This window comes from Neobacillus niacini, assembly GCF_048572935.1.
GTDB classification, from domain to species: Bacteria; Bacillota; Bacilli; order Bacillales; family Cytobacillaceae; genus Neobacillus; species Neobacillus niacini.
This window is the reverse complement of record NZ_CP183883.1, coordinates 284,244-298,064: the sequence shown is the minus strand read 5'-3', so window position 1 is coordinate 298,064 and position 13,821 is coordinate 284,244. Positions and strand designations below refer to the sequence as shown.

Genomic DNA, 13,821 nt, shown 5'->3' with positions numbered 1-13,821 from the left:
GAATACGATGGAGGGTAACAATCAGGGCGCGTCATCCATTTCAACTGGGAATATATTTTCAAATCGAATTGTATTAGCCATTATGTCTTCAAACTTTTTACTCCAGTTAGGAATTTGGATAAGAAATTTTGCAATTTTACTATACGTTACCGATATAACCAACAATGATCCGGTTTATGTTTCATTGATTTCAGTGGTTGAGTTTACCCCTATATTTATATTTTCATTTATCGGAGGAACATTTGCTGACAGATGGAAGCCTAAGCTGACTATGGTTTGGTGCGATATGTTGTCAGCATTATCAATCGGTTTGGTACTGCTGGCACTACTTTTTGGATCGTGGCAGGCCATATTCTTTGCAACGCTTATTTCGGCAATTTTATCTCAATTTTCCATGCCATCGGCAATGAAACTATTAAAGCAACATGTACCAGGTGAACAGCTGCAATCGGTTATGGCTATCTTCCAATCATTGATGGCCATTTTCATGGTCATCGGTCCAGTAATTGGAACACTTGTCTATCAGAACTATGGAATTTACATTTCAATTGGTGTCATGGGTGCGATGTTCTTACTGTCAGGACTAGTGCTTATGTTCCTGCCGCGTGATTTGGAGAAAGAAAAATCGGAAATACAAAATAATTTTAAAAAAGAGCTTGCAGATGGTTTTCGTTATGTGATGTCAAAAAGGGTATTGAAATCAATGGGTGGTATTTTTGCTGTTTGTGGTTTGGCGGTTGGATTAATTTCACCGTTAATGATTTTTATTACCATAGAAAAACTGGGAATGCCAAAGGAATCCCTGCAGTGGCTGTTAATGGCAAACGGTATTGGAATGCTGGCTGGCGGTGGTATCGTTATGGCATTCTCAAAAAAGATCTCACCACAAAAGCTTCTTGCAATCGGAATTTTTGCAAGTATGGTATTCACAGTCGGCGTTGGCTGGTCAACAAGCTTTACGGTAACATTGGTATTGCAGATATTGAACGGTATATTCTTCCCGTGTATTCATATAGGGATTAACACCATCATTCTCAAATATTCAGAAGAGGCATTTATTGGTCGAGTGAATGGTGTCCTAAGTCCGTTATTTATGGGGATGATGGTGATTGGAATGTCAGTTGCAGGTGTTGTGAAAATACCGCTGACATTATCCGGTGTTTATACGATTTCTGGTGTGTTATTTCTGATTGGGTCCTTACTGGTTGTTCCGCTTTTCAAAGTAAAAGAGGAAGTGGCAAGCATTTCAATGGCGGAGAAGCAGCCGCAGGCTTAGTAGATAAAAAGGTGCATTAAGCTCAGCTTAACGCACCTTTTTTATCATTTTCTTGATCATTGCTTGTTAATTGCTGTTCCGCGAATTCACGATATAATTCATGGGATTGTGTTAATTCTTGATGCGTCCCAATCCCAGTGACGCGCCCTTTCTCGATGAAAATGATTTTATCAGCGTCCACAATCGTCGATAAACGATGAGCAATAACAAAAGTAGTACGGCCTTCCATTAGCCGGGATAATGCTTGCTGAACGATTCCCTCTGATTGACTGTCAAGACTTGCCGTTGCTTCATCCATCATTAATATCTTAGGGTCACGTAAAAAAGCACGTGCGATTGCGATTCGCTGGCGTTGACCGCCGGAAAGTTTCACGCCGCGCTCGCCAACCTGCGTGTCCAATCCATCAGAAAAGGATTTAATAAACTCACTCGCATACGCCATCTCTGCGACCTTCCAAAGATTTTCATCCGAAATCAATTTACCATTTGGCAGTCCATAACATAAATTTTCGCGGATGTTCCCCGCCATCATGGCACTTTCTTGCGATACATAACCAATCTGAGAGCGCCATGCTTCCACCGATAAGTCGGTTATCGGTATATCCCCCACCATAATTTTTCCAGAGGTTGGCTCGTAAAAGCGTTCGAGTAAGCCAAACATGGTGGTTTTACCGCCGCCGCTAGGACCGGCAAATGCAATCATTTCACCTGGCATTGCCTCAAAGGATACATCTTCAAGGACCGGTTCATCATCACTATAGGCAAATGAAACATTGCTGACGAGAATAGGTTTATTGGTGATATCTAGTTCTAAACCTTCCTGCCCTTCTTCTAAAGGGAGTTGTAAAATATCGATAATCCGCTCGGTAGCCCCTTTTGCCTTTTGTAACTGGGTAAAGAACATGGCAAAACTCGTAATCGGAAAAATGATTTGAAACAGGTAAAGTAAGAATGCTACCAGTGAACCAGTGGACATCGTTCCGTTTGCCACCCGCATGCCGCCGTATCCAATAATCATTACGATAACAATCATGACAACCAGGTACATGAAGGGGGCAATGAGTGCAGTGATACGTGCTTCTTTTAACCCAAAACCAAGCAAATTGCTAATCCCTGAACTTCCTTTGGTCTCTTCATGTTGTTCTGCTGTTGAAGCTTTCATTAATCTGATTTCACTTAATGTTTGTTGGATATACCCTGTAAAGGCTGCCGTTTCATCCTGAAGGCCGCGGGAGATTTTAGCCATCTTTCTGCCGAGTGGCATCATGATAGCAAACGTAAGTGGTACAGATATTAACATCATCAGTGTCATTTTCCAATCCATGATCAATAAAATGACGATTGCACCGACAATTGAAATAATCCCTGAGATGAATTGTGGAAAGTGATTTGAGATCAAATCCCGTACAACACTTGTATCATTTACAATCCGGCTGACAGTTTCACCGCTGGATTGTTTATCAAAATAACTGACAGGCAGCCGTATTAATTTTACCCACATCTTTTCACGCAGACGGGCAACAATTTTCTGCCCGACAAAACTTAACAGGTAAATCGATACCCCGTTGATGATGGCTTGGAAAATGAATGCAGCACCTATCCCTATCATGAGCGGGATACTTAACGATGCAACTGAAAATCCATCGACTAAATTCTTCATTAATACGGGAACAAGAAGTCCCGCAAGTGTCGTAATAAGACTTGCAGATAATCCAATAACCAACGCAGTTTTCGGGAAATTAGTAGATAATATTAGGGAGATAAATGGCTTTAGGCCATCTTTGTTTTGGTTCATTTGTACGGCTCCAATCTTTTATTAAAAGAATGATTTTCATAAGCAATCATACGTTCATCATGAATGTTATGCAAATGATAATTTGGTAAAATAAAGCAAGCAAAGGAAAGAGAGGAATAACAAAAATGAATGATTCAAAAGTGTTAGCTGCATCAAGCGCAAAGAATGAATCAAAAGCATGGTTATACGTGATTTTAGCTGGACTTCTTGAGATTGTTTGGGCAAGCGGTTTTAAATATGAAGAAGTTCCGTCACTTGTTGTGCTTCTAGCGATCTTGTTAAGTTTTGATTTAATTATAAGAGCGACAAAAGTGATTCCTGTTGGAACGGTATATGCTGTATTCGCCGGAATCGGCACCATTGGGACGGTGATAGTCGAAATGGTTTTTGAAAACGGCTCCGTTAGTCCATTAAGAGTGGCCCTTATTTTATTACTTTTGGTTTGTATTATTGGCTTGAAATTAACAAATAAGGAGAGTGAGCTTTAATGGATTGGCTGATGTTAATTTTAGGAGGATGTTTTGAAGTTGTTGGGGTTATCGGTTTAAAAAGAACGGCCGATAAAGGTAACTTTGTTAATTATCTCATCCTAATTGGAGGATTTATTATGAGTTTTCAGCTGCTCATGGGGGCAATGGAGACGATTCCATTATCAACCGCCTATGCTGTATGGACAGGGATTGGAACTGTTGGGGCAGCAGTAGTGGGGATGGTATTCTTTAAGGAATCTAAGAGCAGGCTGCGGATTGCATGTATTTTAGGAATTATTTTTTCAGTAGTAGGCTTAAAGCTCGTTCATTAAATAAACAAAAAACATCTCTCAAACTGTCGGGAGATGTTTTCTTTTCTGCTTAAGCAAGCTTTTCGAGTTCTGAAAATACTGCTTCGTAATCTTCCTTTTTATCGGCTTTAAAGGAAGTGTTCATATACGTAATCACTCCATCTCGATTGACAACAAATACGGAGCGGTTGGCAACGCCGCCTTTTTCGTTATACACCTTATAGTCCTTAATCGTCTGCCTTTGCCAATCGGAAGCTAATGGATAAGGCAATGTACTCATACTTGCAGCAAAGACACGGTGCGAGTGAATATGATCTGCACTGATTGCAATAACCTCTGCGCCTAACTGTTCAAACCTTTTGTAGTCCTCTTTCCAAGAGGCGATTTCTTTAATTCAGCCAGGGGTAAAATCCATTCCATAAAAGGCGACAACCACGTTTGTCTTTCCGCGATAATCCGAAAGAGAAAGGGGGTCCTTTGTTGTTGCTGGTAATGAAAAATCAGGGGCGGTATCCCCAACCTTTAAGGTTTCTTCCAAGATAACTCCTCCTCTCGTAATAATATTCTTTGCTAGGATTTCCATCTTGTAAAAAAAATACACGAAAAACGGTGATTTGACTTCCAAATTGGCTCCGGCCTTCTAACGTTCTATAATCACTTATCCTTTTTTACTATTCTTCATAAAAGGGAGAACATCGGAAATCACACGTTAGGTTTACAAGGGAGACACCGTGTTTATGTCACAAATTAGTCAGAAATTAGTGAAAATAGTTCTCACTAACCGGTTGACTTGAAATTTTTCAATGCTTATAATCAAATATGTAGGGCATTGATAATGATTTTCAATGCCATTTATTTTTATCATTTTGTGATAATTATTCTCAATTGGATTGATAATGATAGAAAAATAGAAATGTTGGAGACTGCCATGAAGAAAAGATATTTACTGCTAGCATTAATAGTTTTATCTGCTGCTTCCTTATTTGTTGGGGTTAGCAGTATCTCTCCATTGGACTTGTTAGATTTCCAATCAGAGGAGACGCAAATTTTCCTTATCAGCAGATTTCCAAGGCTTGTTGCGATTTTACTTGCAGGTGCTGGGATGAGTATTGCTGGATTGATTATGCAGCAGCTCAGCAGGAACAAATTTGTTTCACCGACGACCGCAGGAACATTAGACGCAACCCGGCTTGGTATCCTTGTCTCGATGTTGTTGTTTGCAAATGCAACTATGCTTGAAAAAATGGCCGTTGCCTTTGTGTTTGCACTCGCTGGTACGTTTGTTTTCATGCAAATCCTAGATCGAATTAAGTTTAAGGATGCTATTTTCATACCGCTTGTAGGGTTGATGTTTGGAAATATATTGTCCTCCGTGACGACTTTTTTTGCGTATCGTGCCGACGTCATTCAAAACATGTCTGCTTGGCTGCAGGGGGATTTTTCAATGATTATGAAGGGCAGATACGAATTGCTCTACATAAGTATTCCAATATTAATTATTGCGTATTTCTATGCAAACCGCTTTACAGTAGCTGGAATGGGTGAGGATTTTTCCAAAAATCTTGGTCTTGCCTATCGCCGTGTGGTAAATATCGGGCTTATCCTTGTTGCACTCGTAACCACAACTGTGGTTCTGACCGTCGGAATTATCCCGTTTTTAGGCTTAATTATTCCAAATATCATCTCGATTTTTAAAGGCGATCACTTACAAAAAACATTGCCGCATACAGCACTCCTTGGGGCCATCTTCCTTCTGGTTTGCGATATTTTGGGCAGAGTGCTCATTTATCCGTACGAAATTTCAATCAGTCTTATGGTCGGAGTAATAGGAAGCGGAATTTTCTTATACTTACTGTTCCGGAGGAAGGCATATGCGTAACTCAATCAAACTACTAGTTTTTGCTTTAATTGCTGCCGGAGTGTGTGCCATCTATTTATTTCATGAATTAAACGGGAGCTTTGGATATGCCCTTCCAAAACGAACGATAAAAGTGCTGGCAATGATTTTAACCGGAGTCACCATTGCGTATGCAACCGTTGTTTTTCAGACGATCACTCATAATAAAATCCTAACACCGAGTATCATGGGGTTGGATTCACTTTACCTGCTTTTACAAACCTTAATTATTTTCTTTTTAGGCTCAGGTCATATCATTATCGTCAATAAACAGGTGAATTTTTTACTCTCAGTGGTTGTCATGATTGTTTTTGCCCTATTTTTATACAAGTTTTTATTTAAAAAGGGCAATCAGCCGATCTACTTTTTATTGCTTGTCGGAATCATTGTTGGAACATTTTTCTCAAGTATCTCAACGTTTTTTCAGGTACTGATTGACCCGAATGAATTCCAAATCGTCCAAGACCGGATGTTTGCGAGTTTTAATAATATTAATTCAGACTTAGTTTGGCTGGCGATTGGCATCGTTGCGCTTGTGATGATTTATGCATGGCGTTTTTTAAAGTATTTAGACGTCCTTTCCTTAGGGCGCGATACAGCAATCAATTTAGGGGTTCCATATGATTCTATCGTCAAAAAAATGCTGATAGTCGTAGCAGTCTTTATCTCAATTTCGACTGCTTTAGTAGGACCGATTACCTTTTTTGGCTTAATCGTTGCCAATCTATCATATCAATTTTTCAAAACGTACAAACACAATATCCTGATTACTGGAGCAATCCTTATGAGTATCATCGCTCTTGTTGGCGGGCAATGGGTCGTTGAACGGGTGTTTACTTTTTCAACCACGTTAAGTGTCATTATTAACTTTATCGGTGGAGTGTACTTCATCTATTTACTGTTAAAGGAGAGGAAAGCTGCATGATACAAGTCCGAGCTTTGTCAAAGTTATATGGTAAAAAGTCCGTTGTTGAGGACGTGACCGTTGATATTCAGCCGCGGAAAATCACGAGCTTTATCGGTCCGAATGGGGCAGGTAAATCGACATTATTATCAATGGTGAGCCGTCTTCTTGATTCAGATACAGGTGAAGTGCTGATTGATAAATCTGATGTAAAAAAGATGAAGTCCAATGATTTTGCTAAGAAGGTTTCCATTCTAAAGCAGTCCAATTACATGAATGTTCGCCTGACGATCCGCGAACTTGTATCCTTCGGACGCTTTCCCTATTCGAAGGGGAGATTAACGGAGGAAGACGTACGGATTGTTGACCAATCGCTTGAATATATGCACCTAACCGATATGCAGGACAGTTTTTTAGATGAATTATCTGGCGGCCAAAGGCAACGCGCGTTTATTGCGATGGTTATTGCGCAGGATACAGAATACATTTTACTTGATGAACCATTGAACAATTTAGATATGAAGCATTCCGTTCAAATTATGAAAATACTGCGCAGGCTTGTTGATGAGCTTGGAAAAACAGTTGTCATCGTGCTGCATGATATCAACTTTGCATCGGTTTATTCCGATCGAATCGTAGCGATGAAGGACGGTAAGGTCGTGAAAGATGGACCGACAGAAGAAATTATTGAATCAGCCGCATTAAAAGAGATTTACGATATGGATATTCCCATTCAGAAAATGGATGGCTGCAGAATTTGTGTATATTTTAGCTCTTAATAAAAGGAGAGATATATTGTGAAAAAATGGAGTTTTTTATTGGTAATGGTATCGATGATGTTATTCTTAGCAGCATGCGGGTCAAAAGAAGAGAGTAAGGCAGAACCAGCAGATGGAAAAACGGCACCTTCTGAAAAAATAACCATTGAACATAAGTATGGAAAAGTAGAAATCGATAAAAAACCAGAAAAAGTAGTTGTTTTTGACTTTGGTATTCTTGATACCTTGGATGAATTGGGTATAGAAGTTACGGGAGTTCCACAGGCAACCATTCCTTCCTACTTAGAAAAATATGCAGGTGAGAAATATACGAACGTTGGAAGTTTAAAAGAGCCTGATTTTGAGGCGATTCATGCGATGCAGCCTGATGTTATTTTTATTTCTACCCGCCAAGCTGAATTATATGAACAGTTTGCAGAAATTGCTCCAACGGTGTATGTGGAATTAGATTATTCCAAGTACATGGAGTCTTTTGAGAAAAATATGAATCTTGTCGGCGACATTTTTGATAAGAAAGAAGAAGTGTCAAGTAGCGTTAAAGAAATCAAAGCAAGTGCTGATGAATTAAACAAAAAGGCTTCTGAGCTTGACCAAAAAGGGTTAATTGTTTTAGCAAATGAAGGAAAAGTAAGTGCTTATGGACCGAGCTCCCGTTTTGGTGTGATTCATGATGTGTTTGGTTTCGGAGCAGCTGATGAGAAAATTGAAGTTTCCACACATGGACAAAGCATTACCATGGAATACATTATGGAGACAAACCCAGACGTATTGTTTGTGATTGACCGTAACACAGCAGTAGGCGGCGAGGCTGGTGCTGAAAAAGTAATCGAAAATGAGCTTGTTAAAAAGACCACTGCCTTCAAAGAAGATAAAATCATTTACCTCGATCCAGACGCTTGGTACTTAAGCGGCGGCGGTTTACAATCTGTAAAACTTATGACGGAAGAGATTGAAGCTTCATTATAAAAATTTGGGCCAGGTGCTTACCTGGCTTTCTTAATAGGGAGGGAAGTTTATGTTCTATCAAATTAGAAGAATTGTAGTGAAAGAGGGATTTAGCGATCAGGTGGTCGAGAATTTTTCAAATCGAGGCGGTTTGTTAGCAACTCGTCCTGGATACATTGGCAGACAGATTTTGGTTAAGAAAGTTCGCCGAGGCGAAGAGGAAGTTATGGTAATGGTTCAATGGGAATCTGAAGAGGATTGGAAAAACTGGGAGAAGAGCCCTGAGCATATTGCCGGCCATAAGGCGAAGCCCAAGGCAGAGAAGCCTGAATATATCATTGAATCCACTCATGATCTTTACTATGTAAAAGGGTAAGTCTAACCAGAGAGAGGCTGACGCGAAAGGTCACTTAGTGGTCCAATCGTGTCAGCCTTATTGTTTACTCTTTTTCGATTTCCACGTTATTTTCCTTTGCTAACTCATCGAGTTTTTTGTTATAGTCTTCAATTTGAAGACGCCCTTCTTCGAGAAGCTTATTTGCTTCATCTACCAAACTAGAATCTTGTTTTTCTAGGGCTTCAACAATCTTTTCAAACGCGCTAAATTGGAGCTTTGCTCCAGAAAGATAAATGTCATGTATTTCTTTCAATTCATCTGTTTCAATTGATACATTTTCAAGTTCAGTCAGTAATTCCTCATAATTGGGAATGACCTCGTTTACCATGGCATCATACATTGTTTGATCATCTGTATAATTGACCCCCGCAACACCCTCATAAGCAGCAACAGCCTTATCCTCCAGGGTTTGTGCCGTCTTCAATTCCTCATTTATATAATTCACAATATCATCCTGAACCGGCCCCCCGCAGCCGGACAAAACAAACAAAAAACCAAAGACAACCACCGCCAACACACGCTTCACCACAACCCCACCTCCCTCGACCATTATATGAACCACCGGAAGTCCACTATGTATGAACAAAGTTGAAAAAAGTGGAAATCAACCGGAAAGTAACTGTCCGCCTGAGGTGGAAAGTGTCCACGAGTGGTGCCTGTCACCCAATTCAAAAAAATCTTTTATTATTCCCGCAATTCTGTAAAATGAAAATAGAAGAATAATGTTGTGTCTGGAGAGATTGTTATGGCGAAGTGTTATCCGATTTTTGGAAGTAAGGCTGCTGCAGATTTATGTAATCCTGATGAGTGGATTGATTTATTTCTTAGTTGTACCCCAGATGGTGTTAGTATCATCAATATGGAGGATCGGTTTATTCGAATCAACCATTTGTTTTCGGTGATTTTTGGCTATACCGAGGAGGATGTGATTGGCAGAAAAATATATGACCTTCCTGCTCCGTTTTGTATAAATGGAATCCTAACAGAAGTGAAAAGTGGTAAAGCCTTTACTAATTTGATCACACAGCGTCAACATAAAGATGGTCGCCTCTTAGACATTGCCGTATCTTACTCTCCGTTTCTAAATGCAACAGGTGAGATAATAGCCGTTCTAGCCATCTATCGAGATATTACGAAAGAATTAAATATGGAGAGAGAGTTAAAAAGAACACGTGAATTATATAAATTAATTTCGGAAAATACATCGGATTTTATTAAGGTTTATTCAAGGGATAAAACCATTTTATATGCTTCTCCTTCTCATGAAAAAGCATTGGGGTTTTCACCAGAAGAATTACAGGGCATGCATGTACTAGATGTTATCCATGAAGGGGAACAAGAGTCATTAAATAGAATGTCAAAGAACCTTCACGAATCTGGAGAACCTCAGCTAATTCAACTAAAAATGAAAACAAAGGATAATAAGGTTTTTTATTCAGAGACAACGGTTTCTCCTGTCTACAATGACAAAATGGAGATTGACTCTTATGTTACGGTTGGCAGAAATATTACCGAGCGAGTTGAAAATGATGCAGCACTCCGAAATTTAGACCGTCTCTCAATAATTGGTCAATTGGCTGCCGGAGTTGGACACGAAATAAGAAATCCGTTGACAGCTTTGAAAGGGTTTACGAAGTTATTGAAAACATCGAATCCTTCTGACAAACAGGCTGAATACTTATCAATTATCACGGATGAGCTAGATAGAATCGATATAATTGTCAATGAATTTATGTCTTTGGCAAAACCCCAAGCGATTCATTTTGAGCAAGGGAATTTAATTTCAATCCTAGAAAGTACCATTAATGTACTCCGTCCACAAGCCATGCTGGATAATGTACAAGTAACCATTAAATATCCGAAAGAAGACAATCTTGAGCTTCTATGTTCTCCAAATCAACTCAAACAAGTCTTTGTCAATATATTAAAAAATGCAATAGAATCCATGCCCAATGGCGGAAATGTTTCAATCAGCCTTCGGAAGTTGAAAAATAAAAGAGTTGTCATCAGCTTTAAGGATGAAGGTCCAGGTATAGATAATGATCTCTTGCAATATTTGGGCACTCCGTTTTATACAACGAAAGATAAGGGAATTGGTCTAGGCTTAACAGTAAGTAACAAAATAATCCAAGAACACAACGGTAAGATGAAAATAGATAGTCATCAGGGAAAAGGGACAACCGTGAAAATTGAATTAGAATGTTTGTAAGTTTTTACAAAAAACAGTTAAATGCCTATCAAACTTTATGCCAGTCCATCATTAGATAAAGAGACGAGACTAATCATGGATAAGGATGATTGAAAATGGCGAAGAGGAACAGAGGGAAAACCATAAACTACCTGCCATCAAAAGGGCGCGGGACATGTCCCTTGTGTGGAAGGACAAGAATAAAGCTGTTATACCCGTTTAAAACAGAAAACAACCAAACCATCAAAGTGTGCAAAAACTGCCGGTTAAAAAAATACTAAACAAAGTTCCTAGGGATGTTTCCTTAGGAACTTTTTATTAGGGCGTAATGACTATAAAGAATAAAGTTTAATTGCCTTTTTCAGGAAAAAGGTAGGATAGTATTTTGTTTCTAATGATATTAAAATAATTTTACGTTATAAAAATACATAATTATTAATAAAAATACAAAATGGTTGTGGGGGCTTATTGATGAAGAAGAAAAAAATTGCAGGTCTATTAGCGGTGAGTTTACTTACGGCAGTTCCTTTTTCGACAGGATTTGCTGAGGGACCGAAATGGACGAATGTGAATGCATATGAAGAGCAGGATGCTAGCAAGTTTAATAGTGAAAACTATGACTTTATGAAATTCTCCCAAATTGGGGCTAAATTGACAGCGATTGAAAAACAATCGAATCGTATAAAAGTAGAAGTCCGCGGAACATCTGCTGATGGTCATCCTCTTTACGTGGTAACCGTTGCGGATCCAACTACACAAGGAAAGTTTGGGAAATTCCAGTCTCTTAGAAAACAAATGTTCAAGAATCCTGGAAAGGCACAGGATTGGATTGCGAATAATCCGGATTTCAAAGTACCCATCATGATTAATGGATCGATTCATGGTACTGAGTTTGTAGGAAGTGACGCGGTTATTCAATTAATCGAGCGATTTGCAACTCAAAATGATGCAGAAACGAAAAATATCTTAGAGAATAATATTCTTATTTTTAACGTCGTGCAAAATCCTGATGGCCGTGTCGATGCAACTCGTTTTAACGGGGAAGGTATTGATTTGAACCGTGACTTTATTACCCAGTCTCAGCCTGAAACTCAAGAAACGGTGGAATTAATTAAAGAGTGGAATCCAATGGTGTTCCTTGACACCCATGGCTATGTGAAGAATTACGCACCTAATAAGCAGGGATTAATTGAACCATGTACACCGCCTCATAATCCTAACTATGAGTATGACCTTTATAGTAAATGGGCAATGGATCAGGCAAAAGCAATGGAAGCAGAGATTTTGGGAGACAAGGAAAGTTTTAAAGGGAACCTGTATCAAAGTATGGAGGGAGTTTACGTACCTCAGCGTGACGATGCCGCTGGCTGGGATGATTACCCGCCAATTTTCACACCGATGTATGCGATGTACCATGGTGCTTATGGACATACGTTAGAAGCACCGACAAATGATTTGGACGGAGTACGCTGGATGTATAATGCCATCATGGGTGCCTTGAATTTTGCCACGGAAAACAAGCAATCCATGATCACAGACCAAATTGAAATGTTCAAACGCGGCATTAATTTCGACCATCCTTTCCATGAAACAGGATTCTTCCCTAATGCTTACATTTTGCCAGTTGATGAAAAGGATCCAACGGTAACGACGAAGGCTGTGAACCATTTACTCAGTAACGATATTGAGGTTAAAGAAGCAACAAAAGCATTTACGGTTGAAGGAAAAACCTATCCTAAGGGAACGTATCTTGTTCAAATGGATCAAGCGAAAGGGGGTTTAGCCAATACAATGCTATGGGATGGTGAGGATATTTCAAACGATACAACTGCTATGTATGATATTTCTGCATGGAGCCTGCCGGAGCTTTGGGGCTTTGAGGCAGTTGAAACATACAGTGCTGTAGACGTTACAGCTAAACAGGTTAACCAAGTAACGGTGCAAGGGACAGTATCAGGTAAAGGTCCTTACATGATAGCTAATAGTTCTATAAAGGCGGTTGAATTAGTAAATAACTTGCTTAAACAGGGAGTAGTTGTATCACGCAGTGAATCGGGCGATTTTTATACAGCTGCCCCAGCTAATAAAATTTCAGCTGCAGTGAAAGAATCTGGTCTGCAAATAGGATCGGTTGAAAGTGTACCGGGGGATGCTGCCGAGGTATCTAGTTTGCAGGTAGCCATTTTGAAGGATGGCGGAATGGGGAAGGTTCAGTCTCATAGTGGGACAAAACTTGCCTTGAAGAGACTGGGTTTTGAAGTGACAGAAGTGACACCTGTGGAAGTAGCAGAGCAAGGTTTAGCGGGCTTCGATGTGTTTGTATATAGTGGGACAGAAAGTCTTATTTCTACGAACTTGTCTGCGGCAAACAAAGAATTTGGATTCCAAAAACCGCAACAGTTAACAGCATTTCAAAGCAATGTTAACAGTTTTCTAGACAATGGAGGAAAGTACATTGCAGTAGGTGCCGGTGCATCGAAAGCAACCAAAACACTTGGCTTGACTGACAACGAGATTAACAGTGCTGGATCAAATAGTAACGGTATTGTGAAGGTTAAATATGAAGGTACTGGACTAACTGCAGGCTATGACCAGGACGACCTAGGATTTGTTTACCGTCCAGCTTGGTACAGTGTTGTAGGAAATGATGAAGTAGCCGCTACTCTTGCAGATTCGGATGACTTCTTTGTAGCAGGCCATTGGAGAATAAATAAACTTCCAGCCAAGGGTCAGGCTGTCATCGTAAAAGAAGATAATAAGGACGTCACTCTTATAGGTTTAGAGGCAGGGTTCCGTGACCATACCGACTATTTATTCCGACTCCTTTCCAATGCAATATTTGAAAAATAATGATGAGTA

The 13,821-nt window shown here is 39.6% G+C and carries 13 protein-coding genes; 10 read left to right on the top strand and 3 right to left on the bottom strand.

Going from position 1 to position 13,821, the window contains the following annotated elements:
* Window positions 1–7: 7 nt before the first annotated feature.
* The gene (locus tag ACN6MT_RS01415) at window positions 8–1,276 is read left to right on the top strand and encodes an MFS transporter (RefSeq protein ID WP_419954518.1); all 1,269 of its coding nucleotides are present in this window, start codon (window positions 8–10) and stop codon (window positions 1,274–1,276) included.
* A gap of 22 nt (window positions 1,277–1,298) precedes the next feature.
* Here ACN6MT_RS01415 and ACN6MT_RS01410 read toward each other — a convergent pair whose 3' ends face one another.
* Complete coding sequence (locus ACN6MT_RS01410) at window positions 1,299–3,071, bottom strand: ABC transporter ATP-binding protein (RefSeq protein WP_419954517.1); 1,773 nt, start codon at window positions 3,069–3,071, stop codon at window positions 1,299–1,301.
* 125 nt (window positions 3,072–3,196) lie between these two features.
* On the opposite strand from ACN6MT_RS01410, the gene ACN6MT_RS01405 reads away from it, so the two are divergent.
* Window positions 3,197–3,559 (top strand): DMT family transporter, encoded by a 363-nt coding sequence (locus ACN6MT_RS01405; protein ID WP_419954516.1) that lies wholly within the window; start codon window positions 3,197–3,199, stop codon window positions 3,557–3,559.
* A complete protein-coding gene (locus tag ACN6MT_RS01400; protein ID WP_034672699.1) occupies window positions 3,559–3,873 on the top strand; it encodes a DMT family transporter in 315 nt (104 codons plus the stop codon). Before ACN6MT_RS01405 ends, ACN6MT_RS01400 begins: the two co-directional genes overlap by 1 nt.
* Window positions 3,874–3,922: 49 nt before the next feature.
* Here the strand turns inward: ACN6MT_RS01400 and ACN6MT_RS01395 are convergent, their stop codons facing one another.
* Window positions 3,923–4,435: a redoxin domain-containing protein gene (locus ACN6MT_RS01395; protein WP_419956360.1), complete on the bottom strand. Its 513-nt coding sequence runs from the start codon at window positions 4,433–4,435 to the stop codon at window positions 3,923–3,925.
* Between the two features lie 345 nt (window positions 4,436–4,780).
* On the opposite strand from ACN6MT_RS01395, the gene ACN6MT_RS01390 reads away from it, so the two are divergent.
* The 5 genes from ACN6MT_RS01390 to ACN6MT_RS01370 are packed head-to-tail and all read left to right on the top strand — an operon-like array spanning window position 4,781 to window position 8,753.
* Entirely contained in the window at window positions 4,781–5,731 is a 951-nt protein-coding gene (locus ACN6MT_RS01390; RefSeq protein ID WP_419954515.1) for an ABC transporter permease, read from the top strand.
* A complete protein-coding gene (locus ACN6MT_RS01385) occupies window positions 5,724–6,674 on the top strand; it encodes an iron chelate uptake ABC transporter family permease subunit (RefSeq protein WP_419954514.1) in 951 nt (316 codons plus the stop codon). Before ACN6MT_RS01390 ends, ACN6MT_RS01385 begins: the two co-directional genes overlap by 8 nt.
* Complete coding sequence (locus tag ACN6MT_RS01380) at window positions 6,671–7,432, top strand: ABC transporter ATP-binding protein (RefSeq protein WP_419954513.1); 762 nt, start codon at window positions 6,671–6,673, stop codon at window positions 7,430–7,432. Before ACN6MT_RS01385 ends, ACN6MT_RS01380 begins: the two co-directional genes overlap by 4 nt.
* Window positions 7,433–7,450: 18 nt before the next feature.
* A complete protein-coding gene (locus ACN6MT_RS01375; RefSeq protein ID WP_419954512.1) occupies window positions 7,451–8,398 on the top strand; it encodes a siderophore ABC transporter substrate-binding protein in 948 nt (315 codons plus the stop codon).
* A 49-nt stretch (window positions 8,399–8,447) separates the two neighbouring features.
* Window positions 8,448–8,753, top strand: coding sequence for an antibiotic biosynthesis monooxygenase family protein (locus ACN6MT_RS01370; protein WP_034672718.1), 306 nt, complete (start codon window positions 8,448–8,450; stop codon window positions 8,751–8,753).
* Between the two features lie 64 nt (window positions 8,754–8,817).
* Here the strand turns inward: ACN6MT_RS01370 and ACN6MT_RS01365 are convergent, their stop codons facing one another.
* Window positions 8,818–9,303, bottom strand: a complete 486-nt coding sequence (locus tag ACN6MT_RS01365; RefSeq protein WP_419954511.1) for a hypothetical protein — start codon at window positions 9,301–9,303, stop codon at window positions 8,818–8,820.
* A gap of 216 nt (window positions 9,304–9,519) precedes the next feature.
* Here ACN6MT_RS01365 and ACN6MT_RS01360 point away from each other — a divergent pair, with 216 nt between their 5' ends.
* Window positions 9,520–10,983, top strand: a complete 1,464-nt coding sequence (locus ACN6MT_RS01360) for a PAS domain-containing sensor histidine kinase (RefSeq protein WP_419954510.1) — start codon at window positions 9,520–9,522, stop codon at window positions 10,981–10,983.
* Between the two features lie 450 nt (window positions 10,984–11,433).
* Complete coding sequence (locus ACN6MT_RS01355) at window positions 11,434–13,812, top strand: M14 family zinc carboxypeptidase (protein WP_419954509.1); 2,379 nt, start codon at window positions 11,434–11,436, stop codon at window positions 13,810–13,812.
* Window positions 13,813–13,821: the final 9 nt, after the last annotated feature.

Bases quoted from the DNA above. Each gene is read 5' to 3' on its own strand.
- ACN6MT_RS01415 (WP_419954518.1), top strand. From the start codon at position 8: ATGGAGGGTAACAATCAGGGCGCGTCATCCATTTCAACTGGGAATATA.
- ACN6MT_RS01410 (WP_419954517.1), bottom strand. From the start codon at position 3,071: ATGAACCAAAACAAAGATGGCCTAAAGCCATTTATCTCCCTAATATTA.
- ACN6MT_RS01405 (WP_419954516.1), top strand. From the start codon at position 3,197: ATGAATGATTCAAAAGTGTTAGCTGCATCAAGCGCAAAGAATGAATCA.
- ACN6MT_RS01400 (WP_034672699.1), top strand. From the start codon at position 3,559: ATGGATTGGCTGATGTTAATTTTAGGAGGATGTTTTGAAGTTGTTGGG.
- ACN6MT_RS01390 (WP_419954515.1), top strand. From the start codon at position 4,781: ATGAAGAAAAGATATTTACTGCTAGCATTAATAGTTTTATCTGCTGCT.
- ACN6MT_RS01385 (WP_419954514.1), top strand. From the start codon at position 5,724: ATGCGTAACTCAATCAAACTACTAGTTTTTGCTTTAATTGCTGCCGGA.
- ACN6MT_RS01380 (WP_419954513.1), top strand. From the start codon at position 6,671: ATGATACAAGTCCGAGCTTTGTCAAAGTTATATGGTAAAAAGTCCGTT.
- ACN6MT_RS01370 (WP_034672718.1), top strand. From the start codon at position 8,448: ATGTTCTATCAAATTAGAAGAATTGTAGTGAAAGAGGGATTTAGCGAT.
- ACN6MT_RS01360 (WP_419954510.1), top strand. From the start codon at position 9,520: ATGGCGAAGTGTTATCCGATTTTTGGAAGTAAGGCTGCTGCAGATTTA.
- ACN6MT_RS01355 (WP_419954509.1), top strand. From the start codon at position 11,434: ATGAAGAAGAAAAAAATTGCAGGTCTATTAGCGGTGAGTTTACTTACG.